General features: G+C 51.6%; 16 protein-coding genes, 1 tRNA gene and 5 pseudogenes. 8 read left to right on the forward strand and 14 right to left on the reverse strand.

The genetic code is table 11. The annotated features are described in order from the left end of the window. Window positions 1–9: 9 nt before the first annotated feature. The 3 genes and pseudogenes from D5366_RS10895 to D5366_RS10910 form a co-directional block, all read right to left on the reverse strand. Window positions 10–2325, reverse strand: coding sequence for a PAS domain-containing sensor histidine kinase (locus D5366_RS10895; protein WP_205839587.1), 2316 nt, complete (start codon window positions 2323–2325; stop codon window positions 10–12). A 282-nt stretch (window positions 2326–2607) separates the two neighbouring features. Continuing rightward, a pseudogene (locus tag D5366_RS10900) lies at window positions 2608–2799 on the reverse strand (IS6 family transposase); the annotation flags it as partial. Then, window positions 2786–3100: pseudogene (locus D5366_RS10910) on the reverse strand (DDE-type integrase/transposase/recombinase); the annotation flags it as partial. The pseudogenes D5366_RS10910 and D5366_RS10900, both read right to left, overlap by 14 nt. Before the next feature lie 119 nt (window positions 3101–3219). Here D5366_RS10910 and D5366_RS10915 point away from each other — a divergent pair. Then, window positions 3220–3884 (forward strand): annotated as a pseudogene (locus D5366_RS10915) (IS6 family transposase). 277 nt (window positions 3885–4161) lie between these two features. Here D5366_RS10915 and D5366_RS10920 read toward each other — a convergent pair. Then, entirely contained in the window at window positions 4162–5133 is a 972-nt protein-coding gene (locus D5366_RS10920; protein ID WP_141493665.1) for a PDDEXK family nuclease, read from the reverse strand. Between the two features lie 178 nt (window positions 5134–5311). Beyond that, on the reverse strand, window positions 5312–6181 hold the full coding sequence (locus D5366_RS10925; protein WP_141493666.1) for a LysR family transcriptional regulator: 870 nt from the start codon (window positions 6179–6181) through the stop codon (window positions 5312–5314). A gap of 129 nt (window positions 6182–6310) precedes the next feature. On the opposite strand from D5366_RS10925, the gene D5366_RS10930 reads away from it, so the two are divergent. Further along, on the forward strand, window positions 6311–6745 hold the full coding sequence (locus tag D5366_RS10930) for an SRPBCC domain-containing protein (RefSeq protein WP_170211091.1): 435 nt from the start codon (window positions 6311–6313) through the stop codon (window positions 6743–6745). Window positions 6746–7160: 415 nt separating this feature from the next. Then, window positions 7161–9500, forward strand: coding sequence for a KAP family P-loop NTPase fold protein (locus D5366_RS10935; protein WP_141493668.1), 2340 nt, complete (start codon window positions 7161–7163; stop codon window positions 9498–9500). 81 nt (window positions 9501–9581) lie between these two features. On the opposite strand, the pseudogene D5366_RS10940 reads toward D5366_RS10935, so the two are convergent. After that, window positions 9582–10244 (reverse strand): annotated as a pseudogene (locus tag D5366_RS10940) (IS3 family transposase); the annotation flags it as partial. An 894-nt stretch (window positions 10245–11138) separates the two neighbouring features. Here D5366_RS10940 and D5366_RS10945 point away from each other — a divergent pair. Both D5366_RS10945 and D5366_RS10950 read left to right on the forward strand, forming a co-directional pair. After that, a complete protein-coding gene (locus D5366_RS10945; protein WP_141493669.1) occupies window positions 11139–12263 on the forward strand; it encodes an alkene reductase in 1125 nt (374 codons plus the stop codon). Window positions 12264–12381: 118 nt separating this feature from the next. Next, on the forward strand, window positions 12382–12687 hold the full coding sequence (locus D5366_RS10950; RefSeq protein WP_141493670.1) for an ArsR/SmtB family transcription factor: 306 nt from the start codon (window positions 12382–12384) through the stop codon (window positions 12685–12687). 96 nt (window positions 12688–12783) lie between these two features. Here the strand turns inward: D5366_RS10950 and D5366_RS10955 are convergent. After that, window positions 12784–12882 (reverse strand): annotated as a pseudogene (locus D5366_RS10955) (IS6 family transposase); the annotation flags it as partial. A gap of 71 nt (window positions 12883–12953) precedes the next feature. Continuing rightward, window positions 12954–14255, reverse strand: coding sequence for an FAD-dependent monooxygenase (locus tag D5366_RS10960; protein ID WP_170211092.1), 1302 nt, complete (start codon window positions 14253–14255; stop codon window positions 12954–12956). 91 nt (window positions 14256–14346) lie between these two features. Here D5366_RS10960 and D5366_RS10965 point away from each other — a divergent pair, with 91 nt between their 5' ends. Beyond that, a complete protein-coding gene (locus D5366_RS10965; RefSeq protein WP_141493672.1) occupies window positions 14347–14778 on the forward strand; it encodes a MarR family winged helix-turn-helix transcriptional regulator in 432 nt (143 codons plus the stop codon). A gap of 354 nt (window positions 14779–15132) precedes the next feature. On the opposite strand, the gene D5366_RS12260 is transcribed toward D5366_RS10965, so the two are convergent. From D5366_RS12260 to D5366_RS10985, 4 genes are all read right to left on the reverse strand, one after another. Then, window positions 15133–15342, reverse strand: coding sequence for a Y-family DNA polymerase (locus tag D5366_RS12260; protein WP_338036361.1), 210 nt, complete (start codon window positions 15340–15342; stop codon window positions 15133–15135). Continuing rightward, on the reverse strand, window positions 15332–15679 hold the full coding sequence (locus D5366_RS10975) for a S24 family peptidase (protein ID WP_240775256.1): 348 nt from the start codon (window positions 15677–15679) through the stop codon (window positions 15332–15334). Before D5366_RS10975 ends, D5366_RS12260 begins: the two co-directional genes overlap by 11 nt. Window positions 15680–15854: 175 nt before the next feature. Next, complete coding sequence (locus D5366_RS10980; RefSeq protein WP_141493673.1) at window positions 15855–16454, reverse strand: nucleoside 2-deoxyribosyltransferase; 600 nt, start codon at window positions 16452–16454, stop codon at window positions 15855–15857. Further along, complete coding sequence (locus D5366_RS10985; RefSeq protein WP_240775257.1) at window positions 16454–17197, reverse strand: N-formylglutamate amidohydrolase; 744 nt, start codon at window positions 17195–17197, stop codon at window positions 16454–16456. Before D5366_RS10985 ends, D5366_RS10980 begins: the two co-directional genes overlap by 1 nt. Window positions 17198–17386: 189 nt before the next feature. Between D5366_RS10985 and D5366_RS10990 the strand changes: the two genes are divergently transcribed. Further along, window positions 17387–17461 (forward strand) — tRNA-Val (locus D5366_RS10990). 123 nt (window positions 17462–17584) lie between these two features. Here D5366_RS10990 and D5366_RS10995 read toward each other — a convergent pair. Then, a complete protein-coding gene (locus D5366_RS10995; RefSeq protein ID WP_141493675.1) occupies window positions 17585–17830 on the reverse strand; it encodes a hypothetical protein in 246 nt (81 codons plus the stop codon). Window positions 17831–18113: 283 nt separating this feature from the next. Here D5366_RS10995 and D5366_RS11000 point away from each other — a divergent pair, with 283 nt between their 5' ends. Continuing rightward, window positions 18114–18554, forward strand: a complete 441-nt coding sequence (locus D5366_RS11000; protein ID WP_141493676.1) for a hypothetical protein — start codon at window positions 18114–18116, stop codon at window positions 18552–18554. Between the two features lie 18 nt (window positions 18555–18572). On the opposite strand, the gene ruvX is transcribed toward D5366_RS11000, so the two are convergent. Beyond that, the gene (ruvX, locus tag D5366_RS11005) at window positions 18573–19049 is read right to left on the reverse strand and encodes a Holliday junction resolvase RuvX (protein ID WP_141493677.1); all 477 of its coding nucleotides are present in this window, start codon (window positions 19047–19049) and stop codon (window positions 18573–18575) included. Window positions 19050–19078: the final 29 nt, after the last annotated feature.

The following is a 19078-nucleotide window of genomic DNA, read 5'->3' on the forward strand; positions in this document are numbered from 1 at the left end:
GGTATCATTTCAACTGGAAGTTACTGCGCCGGCATCGCCAAGTGGCGCGTCGAGGCGGAATTCAACGCCGCTAGGCGGATAGATCAGCTCCACCTTACCACGAAAATAGGACCGCAATGCGCGTTCGATCATGCGAGAGCCGAACCCTTTCCGCGTCGGGGGCGACACAACTGGTCCATTCAGCTCGCGCCATAGCAGCGAAAAGTGATAACCGCCCTCTGAGTCCGTCAACTGCCAGTTTAATATCACCGAGCCTATCTCCTGACTTAATGCTCCGTATTTGTAGGCATTCGTCGTCAATTCATGAAGCGCAAGTGTTAACGCCATCGCGGCTTGCGGGTTCAGGTCGATCCCCGGCCCTGCGACCGAAATACGCCCTCTAACGCCGGGAAAAGCAGATAGACCAGCCTCAACAATGTTGTGCATGCTGGCCTTATGCCAGAAACATGCCGTCAGCGCATCGGTGGCGCGACCGAGTGATACGAGCCGTGATGAGAAGGCGGCTGAGGCTTCTTCCACGCTGTCGGCGTCGCGCAACGTCTGGTTGGCGATCGCCTGGACCAGCGTCAGCACATTCTTGAGCCGATGGCTCAGTTCGCCGTTGAGTAATCGTTGTTGTTCTCGAGCCTGCTCCAGTGCCGTATGATCCCGTGAAACGGACAGGATACGCGCGACCTCGCCATCCGGGCCTGGGATCGGTGACACAGAAATGGACCAGTGTTTGGCCGTACCTAGAAAGGTGTCGGCGGGTGCTTCGAAATGTGTCGTTTCCCCGCGTTTCGCAGCCTCAATTGCCTCGCGGGCATAAGCAGGCCCTTCCATTCTGAGGAGTTGCGGCCAAGGGCACCCTCGCACAGCGTTGAAATCGCCAATCTCCATTACCTTCATGCCACCGTCACTCATGAAAGATAATGTGCCGTCCAGCTCCACCACCTTAATGCAATCGGTCGAGGCGGCGAGCACGCTCTGCAAAAAGACGGCGGTTTCGCGCGCCTCGGCCTCGACACGTCGGCGCTCTAGGGACGCCCTTGTTCGGTTGGCGGCATCGATAACGAATTCCACTTCCCCGGGCGTCCACTTACGTGGCCGGTCATCGTTAACGTAGAGAACCGCGACTGTCCGTCCCTTTTCCATAATTGGCCGATTGATCAAACTGCGCACCGCGACACTTTCCAAAGATTCAGTATCGGCAAACGTGCGTGCATCCTGGCGAATATCGTGAATGACGACGGTACGGCCTTGCCGAAGATCTTCGGCGTAGCCGCCATACTCGTCCATGCGGTACGTGCCTGCGAGAGTTGGATAGCCTTCAACCGTCCAATCACTAGAAACCGTAAGGGTTTCGCCATCGGCCCCGATCGTACCGTAACCGACACGCCTCACCGCAAGCGTCCGCCCCACGATTGCCGCGACCGCCCGCAACACGTCTTCCGGCTTGTCTAGAGCCTCTAGAGCGCCACCGAGTTCCACGAGCGCTTCACGACGTTGTTCTGAGCGAACGCGATTAGTCACCTCAAGAAAGATGACCGTAAACCTGTCGCCACCGGCGGGCTGACATACGCCATCATACCAGCGTTGGAGATTACCAACTTGACGTGTGAAGCGGATTGCCTCACCGGTCTCCACGACGCGGGCGAACTCGGACACCCACTCGTCCTCGATACTAGTGAAAATCTCCCGGATCGTCCGACCGACAGCACAGCCCTGCGCAACATCCATCAGATCGTACCAGGCATTGTTCACTTCCTGATGGCGCCAGTCGACGATGCGCCCGCACTCAGCGCGAACGACCTCACCAAGAATGAATCCCTCTTCAAGAGTCTCGAATAGGCCCCGCCATTTTGCCTCGTTGGCGGCAAGTTCGGCAGCCACGGCGTCGCGCTCACGGTACGCCCGGACGCGAGCCGTGGTGTCGGCCGTAATGTTGAGAAGGCCGACCACCTCACCGTCGTCGCCACGAACCGGCGAATAGGCGAAGTCATACCACGTCTCTTCGACGAAACCGTTGCGCGTCATGGCGAGCGACTGATCGTGAAAAGCGATGCTCTTTCCCGCGAAAGTGCGATCAACCAAGGGTTTGATGTCATCCCACAGCTCCGGCCATACCTCGGCCGTAACCTTCCCAAGCGCGCTGGGGTGGCGCGCACCGAGGATGGGAGCGTACCCGTCATTGTAAAGTAAAATGCGTTTAGGCCCCCAGATCAGGCACATTGGATGCAGGGAGGCAAGCATCGTATCGACCGTGATCCGAAGTGTGTCAGACCAGGCTATGCGCGCGCCCAACGGGCTTGTGCTCCAATCGTATTCGGCAATCAGATCGAACATATTAGGCACGACGTCAGCATCGCTCCCAGCCAAATTAAGACTTCTTTCCATACGAACTTGTCGCTTCTTCGACCTCGACGTTGAACCTTTCCGCCCTTTGGCGACTTGAAACGTTTACATAACAAAATTGCCCGATAATCCGAAATGTAGCCCGCTGCCAATACAACATTTGTTGTTAATAGCGGCGGACAGCTTTTTGGCGAAGCCGTCCTTCAGGATGCCGTTATACGCGTTAATGAAGGCCCTATTGCAAAGTTAGGGTCAGGACAGTTGATTGATGTTTCAGACGTTGTAAATTCCAAATTCCCTTTCAATCAGACGCACTTCTCTCATGCTACCCCCTTGGCACTGGAAGAGTTCAGCGTGTCCCTTTTTTAAGGTGCGCGTAACCTCAAAATCTTTGATCGTCGCATAAGCGGTTTTTAGGCTTTTGAAGCCACGGACCGGCTTGAGCAGCTGTTTGAGTTTGCAGTGTTTTAAAGAAGCTTTCTGTCACGGCGTTATCCCAACAATTGCCCTTGCGGCTCATGGAAACGGTGAAGCCATGCGCAGCAAGCCGTTTACGGTACTCTTAGGAACAATACTGGGATCCGCGATCGGCATAGTGGACACAGCCGGATGTTGGCTGTCGCACAGCAATGGCGCACTCCAAAGCGTTCAGCACCAGCGTCGTCGTCATGCGTGCTCCCGCACTCCACCCGATGACACGACGCGAGAAGAGATCGAGCACCACAGCAAGGTAAACCCAGCCTTCACGCGTCCAAATATACGTCAGGCGTCCCTGTTGCAAAGTTGAGTATCCTGTTGGAAACCGCTGCCGGTAGTTAGAGTAGGGTTTGGCAGATGCGTGATTTCAAGGGTCGTCATTTTCGTGGTGAAGTGATCTTATGAGCGGTGCGTTGGTATTGCCGCTATGGGATCAGCTATCGCGACCTTGAAACCATGCTCTGTGAACGCGGTGTTAGCGTTGATCATTCAACGATTTACCGTTGGCTTCAGTGGTATGCGCCTGAGATGGACAAGCGCCTTCGGTAGTATTGGAAACGGCCGGGCTTTTCCAGCAGCTGACGGGTTGATGAGATCTACATCAAGGTGAAAGGGAAATGGGCGTATCTGTACCGTGCTGTCGGCAAGGGGGGTGATACGATTGATTTTTTCCTCTCACAGCCCCATAACACCAAGGCTGCCAAACGTTTCTGGGCAAAGCTTTGAATGGCTTGAGGGAGTGGGAGAAGCCCGAGATAATCAACACGGATAAAGCCTCAGCCTACAATATAGCAATCAACGAACTGAAGAAGAACGGTAAGCTTCCCGACACGGTAGAACATCGTCAGGTGAAGTCTCTGAACAACGTGATTGAGGCCGATCACGGCAAACTCAAACAACTGATCAAGCAGGCCCGTGGCTTCAAAAGCCTCAAAAGGACTTATGCGACGATTAAAGGTTTTGAGGCCATGCGCACCTTGAAAAAGGGACACACTGAACTCTTCCAGCTCCAAGACGGCATCGTGGGAGAAGTGCGTCTCATCGAAAGGCAATTCGGAGTTCGGGCCGTTTGAAAATCGAAACAAAATGGATACAATCAAACCAAACCTAACTTTGCAACAGGGTCCCGGAAAGACAAAAATGGCTTTTGCGTTGACTGAACCGCGCCGAGATCGGTGCAGACAATCTTGGACTAGCCAGAAACCACCGCCGCTATCTGGAACACGATTCGATGCTTCGACGTTCGGAAAGTAGGCGACTGCTGTCTGTCGACCCTATTCCAATTGAGTAAACAAACAGCGTTGGCAGATGAACGAAAAAAGCCCGATGCCAGCATACGTACATGGAAAACTAGAAAGAAACATCTCCCACATTCCATGCTGAGGTTGGTGGGAACGCCCCTTTTGGAAGCGGTAGGTTTGTCACCACGAACAGGTTCAAGATGTCGTCACGATCCATGAACATGACTTGAGAGCGCTTATTAGCGTCGAGCTTGTTACCGATCCAGTTACGCGCTTGCTTTGTGATTTCGCCGCCTGCGACGATGAATGCATGATCAACGAGGACACGTCGGCTGGTCTCTGGGTCAAAGATTTCGTGTCCAAGCATCATCGTGAGCTGAGTATAGATCTCAGCGACATTGCAAGTGCTGCTGCCCGAGGCATCAAGCTTGCCCCTTTTGGCCTGAATACCAAAATATAACACGTGAAGGGTGGGCAAAGTGTATTTCATCCATACATCTTTGCCGTATTCGAGTGCTTTGTCTTTATGCCCCGCGGCTGTGATGCGATGAAAGCCGAGTTGCCGGAACAACGGAAGAAGGACATCCTCGATCAGTTCATCTTCAGAGCAGCGATTGAAGTATGCAACAAGCTGATCGCGGCGCTTCAACTCGGATGGAGTAAAAGGGCGGTGAGGATTGGCGATCTGCGCGATAGTATTGGTCGCGATATGTTTGATCTGACCGATGCCATGCTCATCGTAAAATGCGGCCCACCCTTCTCGAGCAAGAACGGTATTGAGGGATGTTAAAGCGAGGCTGCGTTCAGCATCGTCATCCACTCCCTCACTTCGGTCTAGTAAGCGCCGAACTAGGCGCACGAATGGCTCAGGCATAGCCGTGGTCGATGCGCTCGGCATTGCCAAGACTTCCTCGATCTTTTCCGCGGCCCAATTCGAGCGTGTTTCACCTTGGTGAACATATTCGAGGTCACAATCCTCAAAAAATTCTGTGATATACTTGCTGGAACGGTACTGGAAATGCTCGGCATCCCCTACTACCATTCGAGCGAACTCTCGTAGATTGCGCGGTTTCCATTTCATTGTAAGACTATAGCCTAATAGCAGCTTGCAATGCACTTATCTTCGTCACTGCTACACGACAATATCTGCTTGCAAGATGATCGCACCCAAGAAAACACGTCTACAATTAGGCGAGAGCTAACGTCTCCGCGAATGCTGGCGCAGGTCGCTTTGCCTGCCAAAAAGGTTAGGTAAAACCTCACATTGCGCGTCGGCAATAAATGTCCAAAGCATCCCCCAGATGTTGCATCAGGGTATGCACAGCGGGAACGCCACGCAGGTCGCGATGGGTCACAATCCAGAAGGGTAACGTGGCCGGGACATAATCCGGCAGGATAGGCACAAGATCCGGGTCTTCCGACGCCAAGGGTGCTTGGCAATACCCAACGCCCACGCCCGCTTGTAGGGCCGCAAGTGAGCCAGAATCGTCGCTACATTCAAAAGCGGGTTGCAAGCCAAGTTCAGTCAGGCGCCGCAAATGGACGGAAGACGCAATCAAACGATGCCCGGATAGTTCCGAAAGGCCAGACGGCAAACCATGGCGACCTACATAGTCTTTGTGGGCATATAACTTAATGGGTACAAAGCCGATTTTGCGCCCCCAAAGTTCTTGTTGGATTGGTTTTATATGACGAACGGCAATATCGGCGTCACGTTCGAGCACGTTCTCGACCGCATCATTGAGGGAGAGCGTGATGCGCAGGGCTGGATGTGCATCAAAAAAAGCCGCCAGGATCGACGGCAAGACCATCGTGCCGGTGATTTGGCTGGCAGTGATGGTTAGCGCCGTCGTCTGGGTGGCACTAGCGGATTTAGCCAAACGTTCGAGGGCATGCGCCTGGTTGGTCATAGAGGCGGCCATTGGAATCAGGGCACGGGCGTGATCGGTTGGCATAAGCCCCGATCTTGACCGCGAAAAAAGCGATTGACCTATCATGATTTCCAACTGGTGGATTTGCCGGCTGACTGTCGGCTGCGTCGTTCCTAAGGCGTGTGCTGCTCCGGACAGGGAGCCCGCAAGATATGCGGCGGCAAAGCTTTGCCAAAGATGCCAGTCGATCTTATCCATACAAAAATGTAGATCTATTCTTCCATGCTTGGCAATAGAGCGTGCCTAATGGAGCTCCTATACTGCCTATATGACAAACAGACGGAGATATGCCCGGGCTGTATTTTCGTGCATATGGAAGGACTTATAGTGGCCAATTTACTTAGCCTACAGCGCAAAATTGAGACGCAGATTGAGATCAGAGCTTCGCCTGAACGTGTATGGTCCGTGTTGACGGAGATTATGGCCTATCCGTCCTGGAACCCATTCATCCGTGAGCTGACAGGGCGCTTGGTGGTCGGTCAGAAACTCAGAATTCGCCTGAGTGGCGGTATAGTGTTCAAGCCCAAAGTCATTACGGTTCAGCCTAGACAACGTCTGCAATGGATAGGGCGGCTCTGGGGTGTGCCGGGAGTGTTCACAGGGGTGCATGATTTCGAAATCATGCGAACTCAACAAGGGTCTTTGCTCCGACAAAGCGAAGCATTCTACGGTATGATGCTCTGGTTTTATGACGTAGAGAAAGTACGGGCTGAATTTACCAAAATGAATGAAGCCCTAAAGACCCGGGCGGAAATACCATGACAATCATCATTGATGACCAAATATCGTGCTGATTCCAGTTTATCGTAGCAATGGTTTATGTCCCCTTTGCAGAATCATGAAGCTGCACTTCGACGTCAGCAAAGAAGCGACTGCCGCCTGTCTGCTCTGTTTCTACTGAGCCGACAGGCTGTTTAGTGGGGGGGGGGGGGAGGAAGCGGAAGGTCGGTTAATAGACAGGACTGAACGAAAGCAGCCATTCGTGGCGTTGACCTTCATGAGCACTACGCATCCTGGTCCGGCCATATAGCTTTTCCGACTCCCGAGACTTCCTGTTAGTTCAGATGAACTGGCAGGAATTGAGGTGATCCACTACCCTCTAACATTGCTCCAAATATCATTAGCCTTATTGATGAGGAGGTTTGGTGACAAAGTTAGCGTTCGGAATGGGTGGTCGATGAAGGGACCCGTTGCGCGGTTGTCCGAGTGGCATGCGAAAAAGGCGGCGAGGAAGAGCGCAGAGATCACGCGGGCGCAACCGCTCGACAATGGGATCGGGGCTGAGGCGCCGATCCATACGGCTCAGCAAGATCGCCTACGGCGGACTGGATTCGCCGAGCGTATCGCTACAGTGTTGTCCGAGTTGAGCCTACGGGAGGGCAGAATCTTTGCCATCCGCGGTGGCTGGGGTTTCGGTAAGTCCTCCCTCAAGAACCTAATCACCGAGCGGCTGGATGCCCGGAATGATGGGGCAGAATGGTTCGACTTCAATCCCTGGCAGTGGGGCGACGGTGACGCCATTGCGCGTGCGCTTTTCGGTCAGATCGCCGATCGGCTCGGGGGAGAGCACTCAAAGGCGGCGTTAGCTCGCGCCGACGCGCTGCGCCGCTACGGAGCGATCCTAACCGGCGCAAGCGCGCCTCTCAAGAAGGCTGGAAATTCCTCTTACCTTATTACGACCGTGCTTACTAACGCGTCCGTCATCGCTATCGCCGCGGCGATCGGGTTCGATTTACCGACGGCAGCGAAGGTAGCAACCGTTTTGGCGGTGCTTTCCATTGGCGCATCCTTGGGTGGCCGTGTCATGACCCACCTCGGAAAGGATCGGAGCGCCGAGCCCCTAGAAAAGGTGAGGACGTCACTGGAGGCGCGCCTGCGTGAACTCGGCAGACCGCTCGTAGTCTTCGTCGACGACATCGACCGGCTCGAGCCGGAATACATTAGGGTGCTTCTTCGTCAGGTGAAGGCGAACGCAAATCTTCCGAACATCGTCTTCGTGTTACTGTTCCAGCCTAGCATCGTGGAGAGCGCGCTCGATCCCGTGGCGGACGGCGATGGGCGCGCATTCCTCGAGAAGATCGTTCAGGCCAACTTCGACCTGCCGGCGGTTCCAGTATCGATTGTTCACGAGACGTTCGGTAAGGATTTGTCGGCACTGGCCGTGCCTTACGCGACTGCGGCCAACGGCTTCTCGGCGACCCGTTGGGGCAACGCTTTCGTCGGCTACATCCAGCCTTTTTTACGCAATATTCGCGACGCACGGCGACTGATTTCTTCCATCGCGGTCCATATCCCTCTGCATGCAGCGGGTAAGGTGTTCGAGGTTAATATTATTGACTTCCTCATTCTGGAGACACTCAGGGTTTTTGAACCGGATTTGCACTCGGCGCTGTTCCGAAACCGAATTCTACTCCTCCAAGAACAACGAAACATCGCGAATGATCGAGATACTGCAATCAAGGAGCAAGCAGCGGAACTACTTGAAGTGACTTCGGTGCAACATCGCGATGTTGCTAAAGACGCGCTTAAAGATTTGTTCCCGATGATCGAATGGGCCTTCGGCGGCACTTACTACACCAATAATTATCACAATCAGTGGCTCGCCGAGAAGCGGGTATGCTCGCCGCGCTACTTCCCCCGCTACTTTGAGCTCCAGACTGCCGCAGGAGAAATATCGGAGCGAGACTTCGTCGCCTTTGTGGAAGCAACATCAGACAAGGCACTCCTTGCGGCGCTTGTCGCCGAAATCAAGACGAGGGACCTGATGAACTCGCTCGCCGCCCGTCTCGACGAAAGCAGAGACATACTCCCGGGTGAAAATGCAGCAGTTCTGCTACCTGCGATGTTTGAGATCGCACAAAGTCTAGTCGGCGAGTGCAGTGGTGATCCGTTCAACACTCCATGGGTATTCGCATGGCGCGCGACGAGTTGGTATCTCAAGCGTATACCAAGAGATGTGCGAGGTAACCTCGCAGCAGAGGCACTCCGAAGCACCGGGGCATTATCGGTGGGAGCGATACTGATCAACCTCAACGACCCTACGAGCCAAGAGGATAATAAAAGGGAAACTTTTGACCCTGCGCTTGAACTTGTCACGGTAGATGCGATGAAAACCGAGTGGTTGAGGCTGATCAGAGAAAGGTCTGCAGACATTTCTCGAATGATCACTGATCCTGATCTCATGTCGCAACTCTACAACTGGCGTGCATACGCCTCCGAGGACGAGCCAAGAAAATGGGTCGCAGAAGCAACTTCGACCGACGAGGGGTTCGCGGCCTTTTCCAGCCGCATGATGAACCGGGGTATAAGAAGTTCGGCGGGTGACCGTGTTTCCACTCCCTACCACTCATTCCAACGAGAGACGGTTGAAAGTTTCATCGGTATCGATAAGGCGAAGGCCAAATGCGATGCCATCGATCCGACTATTTTCCCAGAGCATGAGGACGCCCTTCGGACCCTACTCAGATACCTTGAGGTGTGGCTGGGCCTCCGGGATTACGATCGGTTCGATTTTTGATTATGGCGTCTTGGTAAAACCTGAGGTGGTCCCCAAACTGCGACAACATTTGAGTGAAACTAAGCTCGTTTTTTTGGTTAATTAAGCTGCCTGTTTTTGCGATGAGATTGCCTTTTGATAGACCTCATTTGGCGTTTGCCCAGCAAACGTTGAATGAGGTCTATCAGCGTTATAATAGTCGAACCACTACGCCAAACCTTTTCGCAGTTCTGTGCCATTGGCGAAGGCGTTGAGATAGACGCACTCATACTTCACTGACCGCCAGAGCCGCTCGATGAACACGTTATCCATCCAGCAGCCTTTGCCATTCATGGAGATCCGTATGCTGTGGCGCTGCAGGCATTGGGTGAAGCTGGCTGACGTAAATTGCCGCCCTTGATCGGTGTTGAAAATCTCTGGGCGGCCATAACGTGCCAATGCATCTTCAAGCGCATCACAGCAAAACTCTGTATCCATCGTATTGGACACACGCCAAGCCAGAACTTTGCGTGAGAACCAATCCATAATGGCCACAAGATAGAGAAAACCTTGTTTCATAGGCAGATAAGTGATGTCCGCGCACCAGACCTGATTGGGCCGATCAATGACCTCATGGCGCAAAAGATACGGATAAACAGCGTGTTCCGGATGTCGAACCGTCGTGCGGGGCTTTTGATAAATAGGCGTAAGCCCCATTTTAGCCATCAAACGGCGAATGCGTTTACGGCCCACACAATAGCCCTCACGCTTCCATTCCTGCACCAGCGTCGGGTGAATGCCATAATGCGACGCGGGACTTGAACTCAGCCGAGTGATTCTTGCGCGATATCTTCATCTCGTTCGTCTTCCTTACACCAGGAAAAACGAGCTTAACTCATTGTCTAAATTTCGGGGGACAGCTCTACCTAACGAAATACAGTGTTTTGTAACCGCTGGCACAGCTTGGCGATTTGTGGCTTGAATGTCCGTCTTTATGACTGATCAGTAGAGCCTTATAATCAGAAAACGGCCTCAATTAGTCGAAAAAAAATCAATGCTTTACGTCCGCTATTCGGAAAGTACCCGACATTCTGCCTACATCTCGGACATACCTCCACTCTGATTGTATCCCCATAGCGGACATGACCGGAAAATTTTTTGTTACCATTTTCGACGTTCCCGGAGGGACGGAGTAAGTCACATAAACTCGTGATCGTCGCTATCGCAAGGCATCTCGTCACAATCGCCACCGCTATTCTTAGAACCGGCCTGCCGTGGCATAATAGCCCGCCGCTTAAACGCAGTTGCTGAGAGCAGGTGTTTTACGTCGCCTTCAAGTCTTGGCGTAATATCAGTACCCGTTTTGTGTGACGCCCCCACCAAGATAATATAGATCAAATTTATAAATTTACATATTGATATATCTCTATTTATAGCTATATAAGCAGTCTTACTACCCCACGGAATGAGATGCCTGATGAAGTTCACCAATCAGCCCTACACCAACGCCGCGCGCTTCGTTGGCTATAAAAGATCAAATATTGAACGTACGGTTTAGTCGTGGCGCTTGGTGCTTACAGGCAGCTCAACGAGGTTTCCGACGGACTGTTCTGACACCGGTAGTTATAAGGCATTTCAGGCCTTATACATTTAAATTTACCAATATCTAGGATTCTAAAAATGAAAAACTCTGTTCTTTTCGACAGTGTGACCCTAGGTCCGTATACTCTCAGAAATCGGATTGTTCTCCCTCCGCTCACACGTTCCCGCAGCTCCCAGCCAGGAAACATTCCCAATGACTTGATGGCGACCTACTACAGCCAACGCTCCAGCGCAGGGTTCATGGTAACCGAGGGAACTCAGATCGAACCGCGCGGCCAAGGATATGCGTGGACCCCCGGGATCTACAGTCCCGAACAGATCGTGGGTTGGCGCAAAATCACCGATGCCGTTCACGAGAAAAAAGGAACTATCTTTCTGCAATTATGGCATGTGGGGCGCGTATCTCACGCCTCCCTACAGCCTGGTGGGGCCGCTCCGATCGCGCCGTCGGCAATCCCGGCCGACAATGTTAGAGTGTTCGTTGAGACCGGACCGGGCCAGGGCGCTCTCACACAACCGTCGGCACCACGCGCCCTAACCACAGCAGAGGTCAAGGAACTTGTCCAGCTCTACGCCAAAGCAGCGCGTAATGCTCTTGATGCTGGCTTTGATGGTGTAGAAATCCACAGCGCGAATGGCTATCTTCTGAACCAATTCATTTCCGCACATACCAATCAACGCGACGACGAGTATGGTGGCTCGCTGGAAAACCGACTGAGATTCCTTGCTGAAGTAACTCAGGCGGTTGCCGATGTAGTCGGTAAAGAACGAATGGGAGTCCGCTTCTCTCCCCTGTTCGCGACCACAGACGAGGACCGCGTTTATCTTGGTCTTGTTGAGGAAGATCCACACACAACTTATATTGAGGCAATTAAAACTCTTGAAAAAGTTGGGGTTGCTTACGTCTCGATTGCCGAGGCGGACTGGGATAACGCGCCCGATCTGCCTGAATCTTTCCGCGCGGACATACGGAAAAACTTCAGTGGCCGGGTTCTCTATGCTGGCAGGTACACCCCCGAGCGCGGCGTGAGTGTGATCGAAGCGGGGTGGGGCGATATGATTGCCTTCGGCCGTCCCTTTATCGCAAACCCCGATTTGCCGGAGCGTATCGCTCATGGCTGGTCACTCAACCCGGTAGATCCAAAGACCATGTATGGCGGCACCGCGAAAGGATATGCTGACTATCCCGCCTATCAACGTTAGGGGTTTCAAGCCGTGTTCAGACATCTAAACACGGCTTTTGACACTTCCGGCGTAAGTGGGCACACTTAAGAAACAGCGGAATATTGATATATTGGAATTTATCGCTATACGAGAGGTCATGAGCATTGACGTAAACGACGCACTGAAGGCCTTGGACAACCCCGCCCGGCTAGAAATTTTGGCGAAGCTTAAAGACCCTCGCAAGAATTACCCTGAACAGGAAGTCGACCCCGAGCAGGTAGGTGTTTGTGTGAGCATCATACAGGAGCAATCCGGCCTGTCTCAATCTACCATTTCGCTGTATTTGACGGCACTACAACGCGCCAAGCTCGTCACGTCGCAACGTATAGGCCCTTGGACATATTACAAGCGCGACGAAGCGAATATCGCGGCATTCCTGAAACAGTTGCACGGCCTGATCTAAACGATACAGCGGTACTTTCACGTCAATTCTTTTGAGTTGAAGGCATCTGGATTTGAGCGAATTCAAGCTGCGAGAATGGTCGCGGTTTTTCCGTAAGCGAAAGCTTAAGGGAAAACGAAAATACAGCCAGACCGCATGCCCGATCAATTCACGCGGAAAACGGTGCCATTTATAACTCACCGGGGATGTGTCTATGTCCGTTAGCTAGCACGTATGTGTTAATGTGACACCATCCTCGCACAAGAACCGAACACAAATAAGATCTTTTATTCATCGACCTTCACAACGTTATGTCCATAGTAGAGATTGACTTCTCTAGAAACAAACTCAGCTATATAACCATCAGGTCGTATCAAAATATGATCACGATTAGGCCTCATTATCTGAGTTGCGCCCCCGTGCTGCATGACATCAAATAATTTTATACCGTTACTTAAAAATTGGTCAGGCATACGATCACCAGGCATTAGTGTTCCCGGAGCATTTCCTAATGCCAAAGAGCTTCCCCGATAATTCAAACCCAACTGATTGGTTAGATCACCTCTCGATTTAGACGTCGATGTATGGAGCTTTGCTGTCAGGCCCAGCATATCTGCTGCAACAGGCCGGCGCTCTGCCTCGTAAGTTTTAAGGATAGAATCATTCCCGGTTCTAAGCGCCGATACCAACTTCCACCCCAGATTACAGGCGTCCTGCAGGCCAGTATTTAATCCCTGCGCGCCGGAAGGCGGGTGAATATGGGCAGCGTCTCCCGCGATGAATACCCGTCCTACTCGGTAACGTTCAACCATACGCGCCTGGTGACGGTAGCGAGATTGCCACGCGATATGACCAACTTTCTTTCCTGTTAGTTTTTGAACTCCGTTCGCCAGTCCTTTTAGGCTGATATCGTCCGTAGCCTGCAACTGAAACAGTCCGCCCGCTGGAAGTGGCGCCAAAGAGCGTAACCCTGCCCCACGAAACGGGTAAGCGTGCCAGTACTTCCGATCAAGGCCTTCTACCTCCATGTCGGCAACAATGCTCGTTTTTTGGTCGACGGCCGCCCCCAAAAGCTGGAGACCTAAGAAACCCCGCGTGGTGCTGCGCCCGCCATCGCAAGCCACTGCATACTCTGCCCGAACTGTCTCGCCGGTTGTCAGTGTTACTATCACCTGATCATCTGTTTGAGTAAGTGCTTCTATTCCAGTACCTAATTCGATTTCTCCACCTAAATTTTGTACTTTTTTTCTTAAGATTTCTTCTGTACGCCATTGTTCCAGCATAATGAGATTAGGAAACGGTCGTGCTTCACTTGGCGCATCGTGCGTGCCGAGGGACCACCCTTTAATAGAAAGCGGCCCTATGTGGAATTTTAGGTGTGGGTAAAGTGTTCCGCACTTTAGAACATCCGTAGCTATTCCCATCATATTAAGTAATTCAAGCGAGCGGGGCTGTATTCCTTTCCCACGCGACCCGGAAAAATGAGCGTGAGCTGAATCAATAATTCTAATAGTGATGCCACGCCTTAAAAGCTCAATGGCAAGCGATAAGCCTGTAACACCAGCCCCTATGATCAAAACTTGAAACACGTCTTTTATCCCAATTTATGTGCATAATGCATACAAATTGACTAACAAATTTTCTCTTGCGGAACAACATAAATGTGCATTATGCACACTTATGCACTGGACAGATCTTCTTCATCGCTCTTTGGTTTCGGCCTCAGATCTTATTACTCGCCTTGATGTCGACGCACGTTTATTGGCTGAGGCTAACGTAAACTTAGATCGAGCACTTTTTCCTCTCTTGGCACGCATCGCTCTGACACAGGACACTAATGTTGCGGCATTAGCTAATCTTCTGAGTAAGGATCATTCTTCTGTCAGTCGGCAGATCCTTAAGCTTGAAAAATTAGGGCTGATTACCAGAACTGGAAATCCTGAAGATCAGCGATCGCGCCAACTTACTTTGACGCCAGAAGCCTTAGTGATGATGGAAAAAATATCTACCGTCCGCCGGAAATGGATGGTGAAGCATTTTGAAGAATGGGATGAAAAAGATCGAGATCTTTTAGTTAATTTGCTAAACAAAATGTTTGATAAACAATACTGAAAAATTTTTTGATCACTATTTTAAATATTTGAATTTAATGGTTACATCCATCATTATGTTCTATCAATCGATCCAATATACCTGCTTCTTTGTTGTCAAAATATTGACTAAATCTATGTTCTACTAGCGATAACTCCAAGCGTACTTAAAGAGCACTTTTGTGTCGTCGTCCCCCCGTTCTGATAACGCTAGAAAATCGCAGATATCGTCCGTCGAAGGTTCTCCGGCGGGGTCTTTCCCTTCGGGCAGACGTCCTTGATCGGGGGCTCCCAAACGGATCAGGCCTGATCAACAAAAACAGACTGCATCATGCTCGTCATAAGCAGCTATGCAGTCCGTTCTGTTATTCAAGGCCTAACAATGTTTGACTGCGTCTTGCAATTCCACATAATCATGCGTGCGCGCAATGGCGCAACCGTCATTATTGCTTAGGACAACGACAGGGCGGCGCTTTAACTTAGGCTCGAAAGCGCGCTGACATGAACAATAGAAGGAATTACCGTCAATCAAACCAAAAATAGGCATTAAAGCGCAGTCCGGACCAGTCCCGTTGCTATACCCCATATTGAAACGTCGGCCGCTTCATCCACTTGCACGCAGGCTTCCAACTCTGCAGAGCGTAGCCACCATGCTCCAGCATGTTGCGTAAGCTCACACACGCGAAGCTCGCCCCCAATCGCAGCAACCACGACGGCCCCCGCCTTAGGGGTAAGGCCGAATCAACAACTAGAATATCGCCATGCCGGATGCCTCGGGCCGTTAAGACATCTCCTTCAACGCAAACCGGATAACGGCTCGGCCGCCTCAAATCGAGCACCGCTGACATTAAATCAATGGTACTCTCCACACTGTCAGCCGCTGGGGATGCAAATCCCGTTGTTCTATCGCCTCTATAGGCCATATCGTCCTCCCAGTGAGAACAAAAGAAGAACAAACGACGCGCAGTCAACTTTTTTTGGAAAAAAAATTCTTCTTGTATTTAAGATCAAAGGGTTAAGAGCCACGGCTCCCACAGAGGGATTTTTTTCGAGTAGATTCGTTATCTGATCCACCCGAAAAATAGAAATATTTTTTAATTACAGTCTTTTAGATAAAATCTTTACCGCCTTTGAAAAGGCTTCCAAAAAATCATCTGCCACCGAAATTTGTCCGCCAGAAAACTGTATAAACCCGTCAACCATACCATTTTGTAGCATTCCTTCAGAATGCACGAGCATTCCGTCAGGGTCTTCCATCGCGCCGGAGCTGGGGGCGTCATTAGCTGCCCGCGCAGACAATGCTTCTCGAAACGCAGCCCGCCAATAAGCCTCTACTTTCTCAGGATAGCTCCGACCATCAATCGTATAACCCTCTAGCGGCTTACCTTGAGCATGCATGTAGCCAATTTCGACGGCGGTGCCTGGGTCCATATCCGCTCCACGGCGGAATGGGTCTACGCAGAAGAGACCAGCATCGCAGCTATCCATCAAATCACGGTCTGCTTTTACAAAAGCCAAAATCGTTTCACGACCCGGCGGTAGATGGCGCGCTTCTTCCTGACCATCAAACGGCGCCACCCCAAGCAGACCGTGCTGTGCACAAATATCTTTTAAAGACTGGAAGATAGAAAGCGCATTCGGGCGAAAGACAATGTCGCCCGCTAAGTAGATTTTTGGAGTGGTATGCCGCTTGACCATTATGCGCACTTTCTTTCAGCCATATGATCCGCCAACACATACACCATATCGCGTAAATCGCGCTTAATGCTCTCCGCGTTTTTTGATAGCTCGTAGGTACTCATATTCAGGTAACAAGCACGATTGACTTCAATCTGTAGCGCGTGCCGCCCCTGTTCAGGCCGTCCGTAGTGCTGAGTTATGTACCCACCTGCGTAGGGCGTATTGCACCGTACTGCATAGCCGCGCTTTTCAAGAAAATGTCGTGCTTCCTCCATTATGAAGGGATGACAGGCGCGCCCATGAAAATCACCTAGAACAATGTCACAACGAGACGCAATTTGAAGCGGCGGCATTGAGTGCATATCAAGCAGTACAACCTCCGTCTGGCATTGGGTGGATAAGGCCCTTAACTCGCGCTCCAAAGCTGCGTGGTAGGGAAACCACCCTAACGAGAGACGATGGTCAATCTCTTCCACCGCTAGGCAATGCGTATAAATTGGTACGGATTGCGCTGCCAGCCGGGGAATAACCCCAAAACCTGCGCGAACTTTTTCTGTTCGTTCAAACAAACGGCCAGCCGGGGCGGGACGAAACATGCGCTCATCCAACTCATGGCAGCTACGGTTCGCATCACACCACACGCGAGGCACAGATGTTTTTATAAAAGTCGCCCCGTATGCAGAGATACCGTCCCAGAACCAGTCCACCAACCGATCTTCTGTTTTGCGTAAGGCACTTTCTGATAGGCACGTGGCACGCAAAAACGCCTCAGGATAAGAGCGCCCTGAGTGGGGTGAAGAAATGAGAACAGGTTTTCGCGACGGAAAAGCTGGCTTTTCAACGGAAACAGGTGAGGGGGGAGAAAAAAATCGCATCCAGTGATAATTTTTTATTTTTAAGGGGTTGTCACCCCCAGCGAATACAGCTAAACACCACCTCACCGAGCCGGAGGGCGCATAGCTCAGCGGTAGAGCACTACCTTGACATGGTAGGGGTCACAGGTTCAATCCCTGTTGCGCCCACCACCCGGCTCGGAAATACCCAAAAATTTAGCTTAATTCTAAGAGAATGCACCAAGCTGGCTATAAAGCCTGTGCGTGTCAGGACACTACCTGCACCGGATATCTCCGATGCAGGCTGAGAGCTTTTTAGGCTTCGTCGTCGTGATCTTCGTCGACATATTCTTCGTCGTCGAAATACACTTCTTCAACCGTCACAACGAATTTGTCCTGCTCACGCAGTTCGTCTGCCTTAGCGGAAGCCTCATCTTCATCTTCGTAAAGCTCTGAATCACCCGGGTCAGAAACCCAACCGTTATCAACGTTCCAGAACTCTTCGTCTCCGCTTTCGAGTTCACGACGGATCAGGTAACCTGCAACTTCTTCTTCAGCCATGATCATAGCCCTTCTGTAAAACTAAGCTGATGAAGGCCCACCTATGCCCCAAAAGTCAATCACCCCTTGTTCAGCGCTTTTTGCCGTGAATGGCACTCTTCCGCGCCTCGGGGCAAACAGACGAAAAAATTGTCACTAAAATTTTCTTTTTTAAGCGCTCATCTCGTTACAAATAATTTTGTATGCGGGGAAATCTAAAATTTTTGTCATCAATATTCTTATAAACCCGTCGATGTCACGGGTCGTTATTTTTTTGCAAGCTATTCAAATGAAGGAACCCTTCATGTTTTCACACAAAAAAATTGCAGCCGCCTGCCTTCTGACAGGCTTTCTCTCTCTCACAGCGTGCGAATCGGCCCAGCAAATCGTCAGCGACAAAGAAGATCACCTCGCAGCCGCAGGCTTTGTCGCCAAACCGGCCAACACACCTGAACGCTTGGCCATGCTCAAGCGCTTGCCAGCGCATCGCTTCTTAAGGCGCGTAAGCGGCGACACAATTCATTATGTGTATTCAGACCCTAGCGTCTGTGACTGCCTTTACGTCGGCTCACAAGATGCATATGGCCGCTACCAACAATATCAGCAGCAACAAAATCTTGCTGATGAACAGCAGATGACAGCGCAAGAATACAACGACGCCAATTGGAATTGGGGCGCATGGGGAGGGTGGGGCCCCGGTTTTGGTATGGGCTTCGGGCCGGGTTTCGGCGGGTATGGGTGGTAAAACCACCCAGAAAGCAGGCTAGTATTCCGCTGGGGGCTCTGAAGCCTCCAGCCATCCTTGCAGCATGTAACTCGCTGCCATTTTATCAACGACTGCAGCGCGCCGCGCCCGAGTCATGTCTGCTTCGTTAATAAGAAAACGATTCACCGCACTAGACGACAAACGCTCATCCCAGACACACGCCGGAAGGCCAAGACGCTCCGAAAGTGCCTCAGTCCAGTCAGATGCTGCACGCGCTGCAGGCCCGAAGCTTCCATCAAGCCCCAAGGGCAGGCCAACAACCAGCCCCCCAATGTCGTGTTTTGCGACAATTTCCGCAATTTCCTTGGCGTTTTCACCTAATTTCCGCCTCTTCAATGAGGCAAAAGGCGAGGCCAACATTAAAGAAACATCAGTTAATGCGAGGCCAATAGTACGCGCTCCGGGGTCTATTCCCAGCACGCGCTGACCAGCCTTTAGGCTGATACGTAGGTCTTGTGGATTGAACAGGGACATAACACGGCGTTATGATCTATCCTGAGGCT

It is taken from the genome of Neokomagataea tanensis (assembly GCF_006542335.1).
GTDB lineage: Bacteria > Pseudomonadota > Alphaproteobacteria > Acetobacterales > Acetobacteraceae > Gluconobacter > Gluconobacter tanensis.

What these genes read in the sequence shown, in the direction of transcription:
- D5366_RS10895 (WP_205839587.1), bottom strand. Translation starts at nt 2,325, where the DNA reads ATGTTCGATCTGATTGCCGAATACGATTGGAGCACAAGCCCGTTGGGC.
- D5366_RS10920 (WP_141493665.1), bottom strand. Translation starts at nt 5,133, where the DNA reads ATGAAATGGAAACCGCGCAATCTACGAGAGTTCGCTCGAATGGTAGTA.
- D5366_RS10925 (WP_141493666.1), bottom strand. Translation starts at nt 6,181, where the DNA reads ATGGATAAGATCGACTGGCATCTTTGGCAAAGCTTTGCCGCCGCATAT.
- D5366_RS10935 (WP_141493668.1), top strand. Translation starts at nt 7,161, where the DNA reads ATGAAGGGACCCGTTGCGCGGTTGTCCGAGTGGCATGCGAAAAAGGCG.
- D5366_RS10945 (WP_141493669.1), top strand. Translation starts at nt 11,139, where the DNA reads ATGAAAAACTCTGTTCTTTTCGACAGTGTGACCCTAGGTCCGTATACT.
- D5366_RS10950 (WP_141493670.1), top strand. Translation starts at nt 12,382, where the DNA reads ATGAGCATTGACGTAAACGACGCACTGAAGGCCTTGGACAACCCCGCC.
- D5366_RS10965 (WP_141493672.1), top strand. Translation starts at nt 14,347, where the DNA reads ATGCACTGGACAGATCTTCTTCATCGCTCTTTGGTTTCGGCCTCAGAT.
- D5366_RS12260 (WP_338036361.1), bottom strand. Translation starts at nt 15,342, where the DNA reads ATGGGGTATAGCAACGGGACTGGTCCGGACTGCGCTTTAATGCCTATT.
- D5366_RS10975 (WP_240775256.1), bottom strand. Translation starts at nt 15,679, where the DNA reads ATGGCCTATAGAGGCGATAGAACAACGGGATTTGCATCCCCAGCGGCT.
- D5366_RS10980 (WP_141493673.1), bottom strand. Translation starts at nt 16,454, where the DNA reads ATGGTCAAGCGGCATACCACTCCAAAAATCTACTTAGCGGGCGACATT.
- D5366_RS10995 (WP_141493675.1), bottom strand. Translation starts at nt 17,830, where the DNA reads ATGGCTGAAGAAGAAGTTGCAGGTTACCTGATCCGTCGTGAACTCGAA.
- D5366_RS11000 (WP_141493676.1), top strand. Translation starts at nt 18,114, where the DNA reads ATGTTTTCACACAAAAAAATTGCAGCCGCCTGCCTTCTGACAGGCTTT.
- ruvX (WP_141493677.1), bottom strand. Translation starts at nt 19,049, where the DNA reads ATGTCCCTGTTCAATCCACAAGACCTACGTATCAGCCTAAAGGCTGGT.